General features: G+C 41.5%; 14 protein-coding genes. 3 read left to right on the top strand and 11 right to left on the bottom strand.

What is annotated here, in order from left to right:
* Positions 1-2: 2 nt before the first annotated feature.
* The 10 genes from queG to HMPREF1535_RS09085 all read right to left on the bottom strand — a co-directional run bounded on the left by queG (position 3) and on the right by HMPREF1535_RS09085 (position 11954).
* Positions 3-1022 carry a tRNA epoxyqueuosine(34) reductase QueG gene (gene queG / locus HMPREF1535_RS09130; RefSeq protein ID WP_046145941.1) on the bottom strand — a complete coding sequence of 340 codons (1020 nt, stop codon included), beginning with the start codon at positions 1020-1022 and terminating at the stop codon, positions 3-5.
* 48 nt (positions 1023-1070) lie between these two features.
* Positions 1071-1682: a polysaccharide deacetylase family protein gene (locus HMPREF1535_RS09125; RefSeq protein WP_009860329.1), complete on the bottom strand. Its 612-nt coding sequence runs from the start codon at positions 1680-1682 to the stop codon at positions 1071-1073.
* Between the two features lie 3 nt (positions 1683-1685).
* Positions 1686-4931 (bottom strand): DUF2723 domain-containing protein, encoded by a 3246-nt coding sequence (locus HMPREF1535_RS09120; RefSeq protein ID WP_046145940.1) that lies wholly within the window; start codon positions 4929-4931, stop codon positions 1686-1688.
* 228 nt (positions 4932-5159) lie between these two features.
* A complete protein-coding gene (locus HMPREF1535_RS09115; protein WP_046145939.1) occupies positions 5160-6428 on the bottom strand; it encodes an ATP-binding protein in 1269 nt (422 codons plus the stop codon).
* Between the two features lie 295 nt (positions 6429-6723).
* Entirely contained in the window at positions 6724-7434 is a 711-nt protein-coding gene (locus tag HMPREF1535_RS09110; RefSeq protein WP_046145938.1) for a hypothetical protein, read from the bottom strand.
* A gap of 326 nt (positions 7435-7760) precedes the next feature.
* Positions 7761-8105, bottom strand: coding sequence for a hypothetical protein (locus HMPREF1535_RS09105; RefSeq protein ID WP_010801071.1), 345 nt, complete (start codon positions 8103-8105; stop codon positions 7761-7763).
* Between the two features lie 16 nt (positions 8106-8121).
* Complete coding sequence (locus tag HMPREF1535_RS09100) at positions 8122-9234, bottom strand: 6-bladed beta-propeller (protein WP_046145937.1); 1113 nt, start codon at positions 9232-9234, stop codon at positions 8122-8124.
* Positions 9235-9325: 91 nt separating this feature from the next.
* Positions 9326-9556 carry an NVEALA domain-containing protein gene (locus tag HMPREF1535_RS09095; RefSeq protein ID WP_010801073.1) on the bottom strand — a complete coding sequence of 77 codons (231 nt, stop codon included), beginning with the start codon at positions 9554-9556 and terminating at the stop codon, positions 9326-9328.
* 19 nt (positions 9557-9575) lie between these two features.
* Entirely contained in the window at positions 9576-10004 is a 429-nt protein-coding gene (locus HMPREF1535_RS09090; protein ID WP_010801074.1) for a DUF3244 domain-containing protein, read from the bottom strand.
* A gap of 162 nt (positions 10005-10166) precedes the next feature.
* Positions 10167-11954, bottom strand: coding sequence for a tetratricopeptide repeat protein (locus tag HMPREF1535_RS09085; RefSeq protein WP_235438495.1), 1788 nt, complete (start codon positions 11952-11954; stop codon positions 10167-10169).
* 236 nt (positions 11955-12190) lie between these two features.
* Between HMPREF1535_RS09085 and HMPREF1535_RS09080 the strand changes: the two genes are divergently transcribed.
* Entirely contained in the window at positions 12191-12469 is a 279-nt protein-coding gene (locus tag HMPREF1535_RS09080) for a Fic family protein (RefSeq protein ID WP_009860340.1), read from the top strand.
* A gap of 232 nt (positions 12470-12701) precedes the next feature.
* Here the strand turns inward: HMPREF1535_RS09080 and HMPREF1535_RS09075 are convergent, their stop codons facing one another.
* The gene (locus HMPREF1535_RS09075) at positions 12702-13589 is read right to left on the bottom strand and encodes a Fic family protein (protein ID WP_010801077.1); all 888 of its coding nucleotides are present in this window, start codon (positions 13587-13589) and stop codon (positions 12702-12704) included.
* 274 nt (positions 13590-13863) lie between these two features.
* On the opposite strand from HMPREF1535_RS09075, the gene HMPREF1535_RS09070 reads away from it, so the two are divergent.
* Complete coding sequence (locus HMPREF1535_RS09070; protein WP_046145935.1) at positions 13864-16677, top strand: M16 family metallopeptidase; 2814 nt, start codon at positions 13864-13866, stop codon at positions 16675-16677.
* A gap of 326 nt (positions 16678-17003) precedes the next feature.
* On the top strand, positions 17004-17295 hold a 292-nt coding region (locus HMPREF1535_RS09065), incomplete at its 3' end, for an IS110 family transposase (RefSeq protein ID WP_046145934.1).

The raw sequence follows: 17295 nt of genomic DNA, 5'->3' as shown, positions 1-17295 counted from the left end.
GCTTATTCTTTTTTGTTATTTATTGTTCTTATCAGTCCTTCATATTTGGCTCGTTTCACAGCCGACCCCGCAAAGATACGATTATAATCGTCGCGGGTAAAGCAGCGAAGGTCTTCTTTTTTCAAAGACAGGAAAGCCGGGGAAGGAGAAAAAGCCGCTTCACGGGTAGGACTGGCAAAACGGTTCCAGGGACAGACCTCCTGGCAGGTGTCGCAACCGTAGAGGCGGTCGCCCAGGCGGGAAGCCTGTTCGGAAGGGATATCGCCTTTATGCTCGATCGTAAGGTAAGAGATGCACTTGTTTGCGTTCAGGTGGCCGGGACGTTCCAGGGCACCTGTCGGACAGGCATCGAGGCAACGGCGGCAGGCACCGCAACGATTCTTCTGAGGGGTGTCGTAATCCAGTTCCAGGGTTGTGACGATCTCTCCGAGAAAGAAAAAGGAACCTTTGCCGGGGATGATCAGGTTGGTATTCTTCCCGATCCAGCCAAGGCCGGCTTTCCAGGCCCAGTAACGTTCCAGGATGGGAGCGGAGTCGGTGAAGAGGCGAGCGGCAGGAAGGGTAGAGTCAGCCTGTCCCCGTGCTTGACACGGGGCCGCCGAGGAACTGGTCTCCTCATTTTCCGGTCGAAACGGCCTGCTCACTTGCGGCCCCGTGTCAAGCACGGGGACAAGGCTTGTTATGTACTCCCAGAGCTGCCGGAGTTTGTCTTTCACAACGATATGATAGTCCTTTCCATAAGCATAATAGGAAATGCGCGGGGAACCGGGAAATTGCTTCTGTGGCGGATAGTAATTAAGAGCCACGGAAATAACGGAACGGGCACCTTCCACCAGCCCTGCAGGATCAAGCCGGATATCACGGTAGTTCTCCATATATTTCATGCCGGCATGACATCCTTCGGCTATCCACCGGTCAAAAAACAAAGCTTCGGTGTCTGCGGAAGCCACTTCAGCTATTCCGCAGGCATCGAAGCCTAATTCCTTCGCTTTGTTCTTTATTAATATGGATAAACTATGCATCTCAACTAAATGGGAACCTCAACATTCTGTCATGGCGGACTTGACAGATTATTCAAACACCTTAAACACATACCCTTCCTGCTGCAACCACTCGATAGCGCGGGGCATGGCTTCGCGCATGTTCGTTTCGGCTTTCAGGGAGTCGTGGAAGACAATAACGGAGCCGTTGCGGGTATAGTTCTTTACCACATTGAAGACACCGTTCGGGGTCATGTGAGGACTGTAATCGCGGGTCACCACGTCCCACATGATGATCTTGTACTTCCGGCGCAAGGCGACAACCTGCGGAAAACGCATATGCCCGTGGGGAGGACGATATAAATCGCTCTGAATATATTCGGCAGCCTTCTCTATGTTATCCAGATAATTCTTCGTCCAGTATTGAAGTCCCTGGATATGATTGTAAGTATGGTTCCCTACCCGGTGGCCGCGATCGAGCACCATCTGATAGATATCCGGATGTTTGCGGACATTATCCCCCACACAGAAGAAGGTAGCCTTCACTCCATATTTATCGAGTATATCCAAAACCCAAGGGGTAACCTCGGGAATTGGGCCGTCGTCGAAGGTGAGATATACACACTTCTCCTTGGCCGGTATCCGCCAGATTACCCCTGGGAACAGGACCCTGTAGAACCAGGGCGGTTGTTCTATAAACATACGTTATTTATTTCCACGCACCGAACCCCAAGCCATCCGGTAGTTGTCAAACTCTTCCTGATACTTAGCAGCGAATTCGGGATTATAATGTTTGCTGACCGTCAGCACTTGATTCATGACAGCCAGGTTATGTTCCAACTCTCTCGTTACAGAAGCCAGTTGAGAAGGTCTCAGACGGAAGAACCAGTCGATATTACGCATTGCATTCTCTGCAATTCCGGTAAAGACCTCTTCTGCCTTTTCCGTCTCATCGAGTGCATAATACAACTCTCCGGTAGAAAGAGCAGTCCAATCCAACGGTACATTTTCCGGAGGCAGTACTTCCATACATTTGTTCAGTACATTCAACGCCTTCTCCTTCTTACCTTCCTTCAACAGGTCTTCAGCCAGTTTATTGAACAATGCTCCACGGTAGCTCTTGCACATACGCATCACGTTTTCGTCGATGTAAACGCCCGGTTTGTCTACGCCACCCCATTTGAACTTGTTCATCACGTTGTCGTACATCTTTTCCGTGTTGGTGCCTTTGTTCGCCTGCTTCGGAACGATCTGGTAAGCCAGACCGGTCTGTTCGAAGTAACCGTCCAGACCGACAAACTGGTCAGGATTTACGGTGATCGCATAATAAATAGGACGTTCCCAGTTATTGGTCTGCAACATATCCAGAATCATCAGTTCCTGTTTGCCCAAAGCAGTCTTACCTTTCAGGCTGATTGTCATTTCCTTCAATAAACCGGTCGAATCGGTAGCCAGGCCTTTAGCAACGGCTGTCGCCGAATCCACCTTATAAACAAGCGTTTCCGAAGGGATATAGTCGAGTTCCTGATTGAAACCAGGTATCTTCTTGAATTTCGGATCATTGCTACGTACAAAGTTCAGCCCGGTACTCAGGTCGATAGGTTTATCCATCATCGGGACAATATAGGCAGCATCACGCGTACCCTGTATGTAATCGGCACGGTCCCATGAAATAGGCAGCGGAGCCGATTCGTACGCCTGTTTCTTCATCTGGTCGATATACCAGTCTGTCTGCAAATAACTGGTGTTACATACGCGGACATCGGTACGGATACCCTCCACTTCCTGCGCATACCACAACGGGAAAGTATCGTTATCGCCATTGGTAAAGATCACGGCATTCGGTTCGCACGATTCCAGGTAGTTAGCACCGAAATCACGGCAAACATAACGTCCCGAGCGATCATGGTCGTCCCAGTTCTGCCCCGCCATCTGGATAGGCACGAACAGGCACAGTACTGTCGCAACAGAACCTGCCACCACCGGAGACAACTTGCCGTACTTCTGCATCAGCTTCGCCAGGGCCGCGACACCGAACCCGATCCAGATACAGAAGGCATAGAAGGAGCCTGCATACGCATAGTCTCGTTCACGCGGTTGATAAGGCGTCTGGTTCAGATAGAGCACGATAGCGATACCTGTCATGAAGAACAGGAAGAAAGTGATCCAGAAACTCTGGATACCACGCTGTCCGGAATAAGCCTGATACAAAAGTCCCAGGATACCGAGCAGGAGCGGTAACATATAATATACATTATGTCCTTTATTGTCAGCTATATCGGAAGGCATGTTGTCCTGCGGACCTACAAGCACCTCGTCGATTGCCTTGATACCGGTAATCCAGTTACCGTTCATCACTTCACCATTTCCCTGGATATCATTCTGACGGCCGGAGAAGTTCCACATAAAGTAACGCCAGTACATGAAGTTCAGCTGATAGGCAAAGAAATAACGCAGGTTTTCGGCAAACGTCGGCTTCATCACCGTCACGTTCTCACCACAACGGTTGAACTTCACAGGTTCTCCCTTAAACTGCGACCATTCCTTATAAGCTCCCACATGCGCATCCACATTGCTGTACATACGTGGGAAAAGCATATTCAGTTCGTCTACATATTCATATTCCACATCGTGGCGCGAAACAAAATATTTGTCTTTTTCACTCGGATCTTTCTTGATGACGCGGCTCCATACAGCTTCACCTTCCTTGGTTACAGGAGCGCAGTTACCGCCCTGGTTCTCGCGCTGTACTTCCGAAGCAAACGTCTGTCCGTACAACAACGGTGTTTTACCATACTGTTCACGAGCCAGATAAGAACGCAAAGTGAAAATATCGCTCGGTGCATTCTGGTTCATCGGCGTATCGGCCGTCGCACGGATCATCGTCAGTGCATAAGAAGAATAACCGACAACGATCACCATCAGGCAAACCAATACGGTATTCAGCATCTTGATATTCACCTTCTTGCTCATAAACAAATAAGCAGTCAGGGCACCTGTCAGAATAACCGCCAGCACATAGCCGCTTCCGATAAACGGCACACCCACCAATACGATAGACAGAATAAACGCCACCTTCATGCGCACCGGATTAATTTCATCGCGCATCGTTTCCCAGATAGACCAGATCAGCACGGCGGCCAATACAATCACATAGGCAAATACACCTGAATTGTAAGGCATTCCCAACACATTGACAAACAACAGTTCGAAATAACCGCAGACTTCAACCAGTCCCTGTACGACACCATACATCATCAGTCCGACGATCGCGAACGAAACCAACAACGCATAAATAGTTCCCTTCATCGTAGGATTCGGGAATTTCTTATAGTAATAAACCAGCACGATAGCCGGGATACAAAGCAAGTTCAACAGGTGGACACCGATACTCAACCCCATCAGATAAGCGATCAGTACGATCCATCGGTCGGCATGCGGACGATCAGCCGCCTCTTCCCACTTCAGGATCAGCCAGAAAACCAATGCAGTAAACAGAGAAGAATAAGCATATACTTCACCTTCTACGGCACTGAACCAGAATGTATCGCTAAATGTATAGGCCAATGCTCCTACCAGACCGCTACCCATAATTGTGATCATCTGACCCAATGAGATTTCACTCTCATCGTCCACCATGATCTTACGGGCCAGGTGTGTGATACTCCAGAACAGGAACAGGATCGTCAGCCCGCTAAAGAGTGCCGACATCGAATTGACCATTTTAGCCACTGAGGAAGCATCGGATGCAAGCTGCGTGAACAGGTTGGCCGTCAACATAAAGAACGGTGCTCCGGGCGGATGCCCAACTTCCAGTTTAAAAGCAGAAGAGATGAACTCACCACAATCCCAGAAACTGGCAGTGGGTTCGATAGTCATCAAATAAACGGTTGAAGCGATCAGAAAAACGATCCATCCCAACACGTTGTTGATTAGTTTATACTTTCTCATGTTTGTATAAAGTGTGATAATTAGTTGTCAAAATACGCCATCCTCACACGGACAGTCGGCCGCAAAGGTAAGCATTTACGTTTAATACCAACGCCTTAATACTCCATAAATTGTATTGAAGAGATTAGAATTATATTAAAAAAAGTCTGATTTTTAGCTGACTGAAGATGACAATAATATGACACGGATGTCATATAGCAAAAACCGCCTTTTCATCGGTTACTTTGATCAGATTACCTCTGCCAGTTTCCAGGCTTGAATATGTTTTATGCCCTTATTGGAAGGATACGAAATCTCATCAAAAGAAACTACATACTTATCATAATTATCCTGAATTGCTTCCAAAGGCGCATATTCACGACGGACCGTTTGCTCATCTGACAACAAGTAGGTACTTTGCAAATAAAGAATATGATCCCCTTTCATAGCGACAAAATCAACTTCTTTATCCCGCATAGCACCGACATACACATCATATCCGGAACGCCGCAATTGTAAATAGACAAGATTTTCCAGCTTATAACCGATTCCGTAGGCAAAACCCGGATAAAGATAATTTTTATAAGCAAGGTCATTAATGTAATATTTGCAATTGCCGGAAATCGTCTCCTTTCCTCTTATATCATAACGTTCAACTTTATGAATAAGAAACGTATCTTCTATATAGCCAATATAGTTAGAAATAGTATCATAGGTTGTTTTCCGCTTCTTGCTTTTAAAGAAATTCAAAATATTGGTTATCGAAATCAGGTTAGAGGCATTGTTCACAAGATATATAAAAATATCTTCCAATAACTTAGGGTCCTTTATGCTATTTCGTTGTATAATATCCCTTAATAATACGGTATCTTTAATTGCCGCAACATAATTACGCCTCGTCTCATTGTTAGGTAAGATAAATAATTCAGGTAACGCCCCACTTTCCATATAGTCTAAATAACTTTGCCTGTGATCGTCTTTTCCGGTTATCCCGATATATTCCTGATAACTAAACGGAAATATCTCAAAATTCACATATCGTCCGGACAAAAGAGTGGCAAGTTCTCCTGATAACATCTTTGAATTAGAACCACTTATAAAGATTTCATAATTATCAGCAAAATTCTGAGAATAAGAATTCACAAAATGCTCCCATCCTGTAACATTTTGTATCTCATCAATAAACAACCAGACTTTTCCTACAGGTTTTAATGCTTCTTTATATTGTTTCAACAAGATTTCCAGATCATGATAATCTTTTACGCAATCAAAATCCGTAAACTCTTTATTGATATAAAATATATTCTGAGGATTAATACCGTCCTGAACCAATCTGTAAGCAATTTGCCTAAGTATATAGCTTTTACCAGCACGACGTTGACCGACAAGCACTTTGACTAACCTGTTTCCTATATAATCAAAAATTTTATCTGTATAACCAACCCGTATAAAACCTAATTCAGGAACATTCCCATTCCAAAAATTATACTTTGTCAACAATGCAAAATTTTCTTCCATACTCGAAAATATTTCTTCAAATGTAAGAATATTCTTCCACACTCGAAAATTTCGCACTACTAAAATCACATTTTCGGTCTTACTCTTTTGATTAGACTATTTTATAAATCCTTTTTCTTCAAAAAATCCGATAAAAGGTTTTATCCGTTTGCTATAAACAGGTCGTTCAATTATCTTCATAATTTTATAAGTCATAACTTATAAACATCAGAAAATATCATCCTGTATAAGTTATGTTTGATAACCTAATAATGATACAACATATTCTATTACAAAGACCGGGGTGAGTGCGATTTTATCGCGATTGGAAAGAGACATATCCGCGAGCTCCATTGCTTAAACCATTCGCACTGAAACTCCACTGAGTATTATTTCCGTTGGGGTTATTGGCATGCCACCAGTTTGTAAGTGTTGCACCGACTGTACCCACCCAATAAATATAATCCTGATCATTACTTAGCTTCCCGGTACTGCAATCAAAAGTCAACACATAGGGAGAATTCCGACCCGGAGAAATGGAAATATCTGTCCTTACCTGAGTTCCTCCGGTGAAAGAGGCACTTCCTCCCTCTTCGGAATCAATAACCATAGAAGCATCGGCCCGCGTGGCTATCAGACCCGGATCATTCGAACCAATCTCATATGCAAGGTTAAAAGCTGTTTTCTTAACCAGGACGCCCTGGCGTTCCGTAACCATCAGAACCTGCGAACATTGGTAATCGTTCAATGCTTTTTTCGTTTGTAGATTTATACTATGCAAATCACCTTTTAGTCGTGCAATATGTCCCGGATAAATTCTCAACGGATCGGTAACCTCTTTAGTTGCACTAAGCTCAAACTCATCATATTCATTCACGATTATATAAGGACGTAGCAATGCATAAGTCTCATCATAACTCCTCGAAGAGTACATCTTTTCATCGTCATCATATGCGCATGAACCTAAAACAGTACCTACCGTAACCAACAAAAGCAATAAACGAAATTTTAAATTCAGAGTATCCATAATCGTATTTTCTTAAATTAATACTTTTCTTACTTCCACCTACAAACCTTATCTTTCATTCGTTCCGGAGCAAAGATACACCAATGTTAGAATTCCCGGACAGATAATGCCCGAATTATGAGAACGTTTCGTATTTTTAAGAGATTCTCATTCGGCAATACAATAGATCACTACCAATGAGTACTTATCATTTAACAATAATAAAAGGAAAGACAGCATAACAATCAGGGTGATATCCATCTCCAGCTTATTAGATGTCTCGCACGATCGTTGTAAATAAATTAAACACTTCGATTTATATAAAAATATAAACTATGATTAAAAAGCTATTCACAAAGATCAGGAAATACCTGGACATTATAACCATCTTTCACCGGAGATATAACCCGAACAACTGCTTCTCCTTCAGCCTTGACAATCATACTATTATCTATAGCAAATAGATAAATCATCTTCCCCGTTTTGTTTTTGAGTAATCTAATAACAGCTTCCTTCCCACTATCCTTCTCATTTTTCACATACAACAGATAATAGTCATCTGTCTTTTCTTTTTTTATAAGTCCTCCTTTAATGGACATTGGCACCAATGTCTTCTCATAAAACATCTTACAATCAAATTCTTCATTTGTAACCCCTTGCATCAAAATAAATAATAACAGTAATAATTTCATATCAATAAATTTATAATCAGAACTTTTTGAAAGTCACGAACATAAGTATAGGATTATTATCTTCTGGTAGTTGAATAGCTTCATCTCCAATCATTGAATTATACTCAAAAGGAGTCAGAGGAATAACAAACTTATTTCCGATGCAACACATTGGAATTTCAGTATAATGACATTTATAAGCCTCAGTTTCACGTTGTAAAAATAAATGATCCGTTTCTTTATCTATCACCAAACGATACTTATTTTCTTTGTACATAAACTCAGCATAAATATGCGATCCTGATTCTAACAAATTGAAATAGTAGACATACTTTGTCCTACTTAACTTATTCATAAACTCTCCAGCGTCTTTCCACTCAATATCTACAAAATCTTGATCCACCCATTTATCTCCAAAATCAAAAGTATAACGAGGTTTCAATTCAAAAGAGTCAATAGTATATATAGTAGGACTATACAATGGGATATATAAAACTTCATCATCTATCTCTTGAAGGGTAACCCTTGGAGAAAAACAAACATCCAAAGGCTTATCATAAGGTAAAAATTTGCTTATTTCTCCTGATAAATACTCAGAACTTATAAACAAATTATATTGCCATTCCTTTTCCGAAGAACAACGCTGAAAATCGAATGCATACTTTTCTTTCTCAACCTGGCAGAAATGAAGAGGAGCCGGGACTACAGGTAATTTCGTTTCTCCAACAGAATACCCTTCCAAATCATAAGAAACAATTTTACCTTGCATAGCATCCAACACTTTAATTCTCTCATTATATTTATCTATAGTGATATCGGTAATCTGTACATATTCTTCTGGGCCATTGCCAATCGCATCTATTTTTGAGTAATATTTCCCATCTTCATTAAAAATAAAAACTCTATTTGTCAACATATCCGTAACAATATACTTTCCATAATGATATAAAATACGACTAATTTGACCGATTTCATTATCACTTTGCGTCTCTAAAGAGATATAAGTTACACTATCAAACATTGAGTAAAAATCATTATTGTTGGCCTCATCTAGATTTAAAACATACACATTTTCTAAATTTCTATTCTGAGGCAAACTACATGAAAATAAGAAACAAATATTTAACAGTATAATAATTAATGTTTTCATGAGATCAGAGAATAATTAATTTAAATCCAAAACCAATTTGAACTTTCACCGAAAATTCAAATTGGTCTTTCCACATTTTATTAAAGAAATATCAATATGGACAATTAAAATATCCACCACTTCTACAACTCCAAGAACAGCCATAAACAGTTACTCGATAATCACCTGATATCCAACCAATCACTTCACAACCAGCTAAAGCATCAATATTCTCCAACGCCAACTCTGATAATTCAATATCATTGTCTTGCTGAACAATATTCCATCCTGCTAAAAATGCAATCGCAATCATAGCAATAACACCAATCATTTTCTTTCTCATCTTTCAATAAATTTATTATTTAACAACCAATACAATTTTGATCATAAGACCATTTTTTATCATAATTAGCATAAAACTCTCCCCAAAGACAATCATCCCATTGATTTTTCAATCCAACGGTATAAGTTCCAGGTTCAAATTCACTCAAATCAATTGTAACACAATCAGTTTTCGATGCCGGGATCATTTTTTCATAAAGAACCTTTCCGTCTTTCAATATACATATAGTTATATCGGAACGTTGAGTACTACTATGAATGGATAAAACACCATCATTAACAAAAGCGGAGATTGGAATTGAAGAAGAAATGGAACGTGCACCTTCTTCCCATCTTCCATAAAATGAAACACTATTGTTTCCCTTCGCCGAAACACTCTGCAGTAATAGACTACTGAAAACAAAAAATACGCATATTGCCCACGTAAGCTTTTTAAAGATCTTTTTCATAACGATAATTTTATAAATTTCTACCCTGTAAAGGTATGCGGTTTACAATAGAAACAGGTAAAAACTAGTGGACAGTAGGGTGGACAGATAAAAACGCTCTAAAGCCTAATAATAAGCACTTTAAAAACGTGAGTCAAAGGTAAAATGTGGACAAGGACTTTCTCAGTACTTCCAAAGATAAGTATCAATGGAAGTTTCAACCCCTAGCGGAGTCTTTAGATGCTGATTGATCCGTTCTTTCAAACGTTGCTTGCGTTTGGTTACGGAAGAGGGAGAAATGGCAGTCAATGCAGCTATAGTAGAATTATTCAATTGCAACTTTATCAAGCAACACATTAGGAGATCACTATCTGTTAAAAAAAAGTCTTTCCTCAAACGCCCAATCAGATTCGGATAAACGATATTTATTGACTCAAAAATTTCAGGCCATTGAGATTCTTCTATATATTTTGGATCAGACTTTAAACAATCGAGTATATTTATATGCTTAATTAATTGAAAGCACAGGTATCTTTGTCGTTCAAATAAATAAGTATTTTCTGCAGTCAGCCGTTCATACGTTTTTAGCACCTCTCCTTTTTCCTTCAAACTAGAAATATATTTCTTTATATCATTCTGCAATATTTCATTTTGAGTCTGTAATGTTGCATTATTCTGGCGGATTCGTTCCATTTCCGCCATTTGATCATTTATATGTTCCTGCGAACCTATATTCTCCTCTATTTGAGAAGATAAGACTCCTATAAGATTTTCATTCTCATGAATTATAAATTCATTTTCATGTAATTGTGTTAAACGCACCTGTAACAGATCTTTATGTTCTTTAATTATACGTTCTTTCTTTACCAATTTTTGCTGATAACTATATATCAGTACACATATTATTATTAATAATGCAATCACTCCCCATAATATACTATTCTCTAATTGATTATTTATATTCAATAGTTTCTCCTGATCATACTTTGCCTGAATTTTTGCAATTTCAGAAGTACGATTTATGTTATCTATAGAATCCTTATAAACCCAATATTGCTCATTATACTTAATCGCATCCTCATATTTTCCTAAGTCCCTACATAAATAATACAAAATATGTACTGCATCTTGCTTTGTATAAGGATTAATAGTATTTAATGCTTTTTCCAAATAACAGTAAGCAGAATCAGATAATCCCATATAATAATAGGTTTCTCCGATTCCCAAATAGGTTTGTGATAAAGCAGAAGCATTATATATCTCTTTTATCTCCTTTGATTTCTGTAGATAGTACATAGAAGAATCAAGCATAGATAAGGCTTGATATACCGTCGATATTTCCCCATAAGCCAATGTTAAAGCATTTAAACTCCCTGACTGCTCCGCAATCTCTATCGCTTTTTTATAATAATCCAACGCCTCTTGCGGATTATTGTTAAGCATTGAAACACGCCCTAAATAGGAATAAGAATTTGAGATGAGCGCACTATCCTTCAATTGAATTGAATAATTCTGTGCATTCACATAGGTATCCAAAGCCAAATCGGGCAAATTACGATAAGCATATAATGTCCCCAAATGATTATTGATCAAATACAACAACCTATAATCCGTCGTATTCTTCGCCACATCCCTAGCCCGTAAATAATAATCAGTTGCCTCTTCCGCATTATGCAAATCATGGTTAACCCGTCCTTCATAATATAGAGTTGACGCTTTCCGTACCGGATCATCCTGTTTTTCAAAATAATCCAATGCAATATTGATCAAGGAATCAGAAGTATGCTTTATATAGTTTTTATCACGTGCCTGAGTAATCAACAAACACCACGTAGCATATTGAAATTTATCTGACGGAGAGGGTACTTCCATTGAATCCAATACCACCAGAGCACTGCTCGGGCAACGTTGCATAAGCGACTCTGCATAAGACAGTTCCGGCAATAACTCTTTTGGTTGTTCAGTACACATCGCGAAAGAGAACAGACAGAATATTATGTAAGATAGGTATCTCATCGCTGCATGGCATAATTGTTATAGCCTCAAAGATAATGAAACAATTCAATCCAAGGCTATTAATAATCAATTTTTTTATACGAAAAGGCGTTGAACCGGATATGAGTTTCTTAGTTTTGTTTTTCAGGAATCTGATGATGGGAGAAAATAACGAATTGAAAAAAGAACTATGATTATCAATCCCTCTTAGCATGTTGACCGAACAAGCACCGAACAAGCTAACCGAACAACTTAACACACAAATTTCAGTAATCGTAAAAGCTATTGGAACCGAACAACATTCTTTAAAAACATTAATGGAGAAAATGGAATTAAAGCATCGTCCCACTTTTATTGCTAATTATCTGACACCGGCTATTCAAGGGGGCTTTGTTACTCCTCTTTATCCTAATAACTCCAAGCATCCTCGACAAAAGTACCTGTTAACGGCGAAGGGGCTGGCTGTTTTTAATTCAAACAAAACAACATAAATCGCAACTAATCGTAATTCTTATAAAAGATTCCCTCCATTATCAAAATGTCACTACTCTACCAGATAAATCGGATTAATATACCGGGTAAATAAAAATACCCCAGCGGGTAATATTTTTTAACATATCAATCCGTTTACAAAACACTTAAATAATAATCATATTGTCATTTGTAAGAAATATAGCGAAAAGGGACTTTACGCCATCCGGTATTCCATAAAATATTCGAATCTCAATACTTAATCCTATACTTATCCAATACCTCTTTATAATTATCCTGCGCAGTCAAACAAGTATCCCGCAAATAGTCTTTGATATGATTCCACTGTTGTAATCCCCGATAATAGAACATTTTCAACTCTTCGGTGATAATAAAGGGGACATATCCGTTTGCAAGGCATTCTTTAAACAGGATCAGGCGACCGACACGTCCATTACCATCCTGAAAAGGGTGAATCGCCTCAAAACAATAGTGCCAGTCCAAAATGTCATCAAAAGATTTCTGTTTTTTCGAATTATAGGCTTTCAGCAGTGCCTTCATCTCCTTATGAACGTTCTCCGGCAGTGTTGTATCAGCACCGCCAACCTCATTTGGCAAACGTTTATAATCGCCTACGGCAAACCAATCTTTCCGGCTATCCGATGTGCCGGATTTCAGAATATTGTGCAATTCTTTAATGAAAGTCTCAGATAAATTCTCCTCAGCCCTGTCAAGGATAAGATCAATACACCGAAAATGATTGGTGGCCTCGATAATATCGTCCACATTGATGCTTTCATCAGTTACTCCGATGGTATTGGTCTCAAAAATATAACGGGTTTGGTCATGAGTCAGACGACTGCCTTCGATGTGATTCGAGTTATATGTAAGATCGATCTGCGTTTTGTGATAGATACCGCCTTTCAATTTCATCTGCTTTTGTTCGCGCAACACGGCAAGCAAAGGCATAATCTTCACTTTCGACTTTTTCTGTGAAGGCAATTCCGCATCTTCCGGTATGTTCCATGTCTTGCCAGTAAGGAATGCACCCTCGATTTTTCCGATAGCGCAATAATTACGTGCCGTACGCTCTGAAACACCGTACTTTCCTGCAAATTCTCCGACTGAAATATATTTCATATTCAAATTCTATCGGCAAGTTTTACACCGATTTTCACTTCAAAGATAGCACATCTTGCCGATATCGGCAAGATATAGAAATAAAGTATAGTATAAATATTCCATAATTATACCTACCCTGAGTACAATTCCTGCTATTGCATCGTATATTTGCCCTCAACCTTTTTTCCTGCCGATAATTGTCGACAGGCAATTCCGTCGGCAGGAAAACGGGAAGGCTACGTGCTGTTTTTTCAGGTACACCAGTATAAAACAAAATAAATAAATATCCCAAATGAGACAAAAAAGATTTTTAAGTTTATTCCTGTTGAGCTTCTTCTGCCTTTTCCAGCTGGCTGCCCAGCAACAGGAATTGCAACCGTTACCTATCGACCCGCAGGTTCGTTATGGAAAGTTGCCGAACGGATTAACCTATTACATCCGTCATAATGAACAACCGAAAGAACGGGCTGACTTTTATATCGCCCAAAACGTAGGCTCCATGCTGGAAGAAGAGAACCAGCGCGGACTGGCACACTTCCTGGAACATATGGCCTTCAACGGCTCGAAAAACTTCCCGGACAAAGGAATGGACGAATTTACCCAAAGCATCGGCATGCGTATGGGTGAAAATTTCAATGCCTATACCAGTTTCGACGAAACGGTCTATATGATCATGAATGCCCCGGTGACACGCGAAAGCGTGGTCGATTCCTGCCTGCTGATCCTGCATGACTGGTCTGGCTTCATCACGCTTGCCGATTCTGCGATCGACAAGGAACGCGGCGTGATCCGCGAGGAATGGCGCACACATCAGGACGCACAGGCCCGCATATGGGAACAACAGCTTCCGAAAATCTATCCGGACAGCCGTTATGCCCACCGGATGCCGATCGGCACAATCGACGTGATCGACAATTTCAAACCGGATGAACTGCGCGATTATTATCACAAATGGTACCGCCCCGACCTGCAGGCGATCATCATTGTAGGCGACATCAATGTCGACCAGGTAGAAACAGCCGTCAAACGGATTTTTGCCGACATCCCGGCACCGGTAAACGCGGCTCCGCGACCTCTGTTTGAAGTGCCCGACAATGACATGCCGCTGATCTCCGTGGCTACGGACAAAGAGGCTTCGAACACGATCCTGTCCATCTCCTATAAACACGACAAGATGCCGCAGGATATGTACGGAACGATTGCCGGATTGGTGAAAGATTATATCCAGAGCGTAGCAGCCACGATGATGAACGAACGCTTCAACGAGATGGTACAGAAAGCAAATCCTCCGTTCGTTGCCGCCCAGGCTTCCGACGGCGATTTTATGATCTCGAAAACGAAAGGTGCCTGGTCGGTAGCCGCACTGGTGAAAGATAACGAAGTGGATTCGGCCATGAATGCGCTGGTAACGGAGACGCAACGTGTGAAACAATTCGGTTTCACCCCATCGGAATACGATCGCGCCCGCATCAATGTGTTGAAACAATATGAATCCCTTTACAACGACCGCGACAAACAAAGGAACAGCACATTCACCAAGGAATACGTACGCCACTTTACCGAAGGCGGTTACATCCCCGGAATCGAAACGGAATACGCCCTGATCGGCCAGGTTGCACAGGCTGTACCGGTAGAACAGGTCAACAAGTATATCCAGGATATGATCGGCGATACAAACATCGTGATCAGCCTGACCGGTCCGGAAAAGGAAGGCCTCTCCTATCCTACCGACGAAGAACTGCTCCGCGACTTTATGAAAGCACAGCAGATCCCTGTCGAACCTTACCGGGAGACCTTATCGGACGAACCGTTGATCCCCTCATTGCCGGCACCCGGCAAGATCACGGAAAGCAAGGAAGATCCGCTCTTCGGCGCTACCGTCCTGACATTGAGCAACGGCATCAAAGTCGTGTTGAAACACACGGACTTCAAAAAGGATGAAATACAAATGACGGCTACCAGCCCGGGAGGAAGCACACTGTTCGGCAACAAAGACATCGACAATCTGAAAGTGTTCAATGAGGTAATCGAACTGGGCGGCCTGGGCAATTTCTCGGCTACCGACCTGGGCAAGATGCTGGCCGGAAAGAAAGTATCCTGCTCCACTTCCCTGGGACTGGACAGTGAAAATGTGAACGGCTCCTCCACCCCGTCCGACCTGAAGACCTTGTTCGAACTGATATACCTCAGTTTCACCGCTCCGCGCATGGACGAAGAGGCATACGCTTCCTTCGAAAACCGTATGAAAGCGCAACTGAAGAACCTGGAACTGAATCCGATGGTTGCCTTCAGCGACTCGCTGACGAAAGCCATTTACAACAACAATCCGCGTGCGATGCGCATCGATCCGGCCGATTTCAAAAATATCAGCTATCCGCGTATCATGGAAATGTATAAGGAACGTTTCGGCGACGCCTCCGGTTTCGTCTTTACCTTCGTAGGAAACATCGACACCGACAGTATCCGTCCACTGGTAGAACAATACCTGGCTACATTACCTGCAAACGGCAAGATAGAGCAGGGTAACCCGAAAGAAGTACCCGCCATCCGCAAAGGCGACTACGTAAACCGTTTCAAACGCCAGATGGAGACGCCGAAAGCCTCCGTCGTGAATTTCTATTCCGGGCAAATGGACTATAACCTGGAAAATATCGTTACAGCCACCATGTTGAAGCAGGTGCTCGACCTTATTTACACCGAAAAGGTCCGCGAAGACGAAGGCGGAACGTACGGCGTACAGACATCCGCCCGCATCTCTTCCTTCCCGGAAGGACAAACATTCCTGCAAGCCTATTTCGACACCGACCCGGATAAACGGGAAAAGATGAACACGATTGTCCGCAACGAATTGAAACGCATCTCCGACATCGGCCCGACCCCGGAAGATTTCAAAAAGACGCAGGACAACATCCTGAAACGTCACGCAGAAAGCCTTCAGGAGAACGGTTACTGGTTAAACACGCTGGATAACTATTATTACAAAGGCTTCGACGGCTCGACCAAATACGTCGAAACAGTCAACAGCATCACTCCTGCCCAAATACAGGCCTTCGCCAAAAAGTTACTCAGCCAAGGAAACAGTATCGAGGTGGTGATGGAGCCATAAAACGATAATAACATATACGCCAAATTTAAAATATGACAAAACTCGTATGAGATACTATCTTATTTTAAATTTGGCGATTTTATTGGAATATCACTCGGCTTATTTTACTTTTGTACCGAAAACTAAAATAACGTATTAGCTTATTTTACTTTTGTACCGAAAATTAAAATAACGCATCAGCTTATTTCAATTAGATGGTAAATCCTAAAATTAGTTTATTCCCCCGATATTATCATGAAACATCCATGAAATAAATTTCGTCCAAGAGAATGTAAATAGGGGGGTATTGTTTACTTTAGTGTCATTCACTCGAAAAAACGAATGCAATGAAAACAGTACCTTTTGAACAAGTCATCCTCCGGGGTTGTGGAATAGATGTCCACAAGGACATGGTAGTTGCTACGATAAGTGGCGAAGGTCTCAAAACTGAAACCCGCAGTTACAAGACCTTCAGTAGTTCTTTGACAGAATTAAAAGAATGGTTATTATCCAGTGGCATTACGCATGTAGCCATGGAAAGTACCGGTGTTTACTGGAAGCCGGTTTATAAGATTCTTGAATGTCCTGATATGAAAGTCTGGATCGTGAACGCACGGCACATCAAGTATGTTCCCGGGC

It is taken from the genome of Parabacteroides goldsteinii DSM 19448 = WAL 12034 (genome assembly GCF_000969835.1).
Lineage (GTDB): Bacteria > Bacteroidota > Bacteroidia > Bacteroidales > Tannerellaceae > Parabacteroides > Parabacteroides goldsteinii.
Note: the sequence above shows the minus strand (reverse complement) of the source record. Positions and strands in the feature narration are given on the sequence as shown.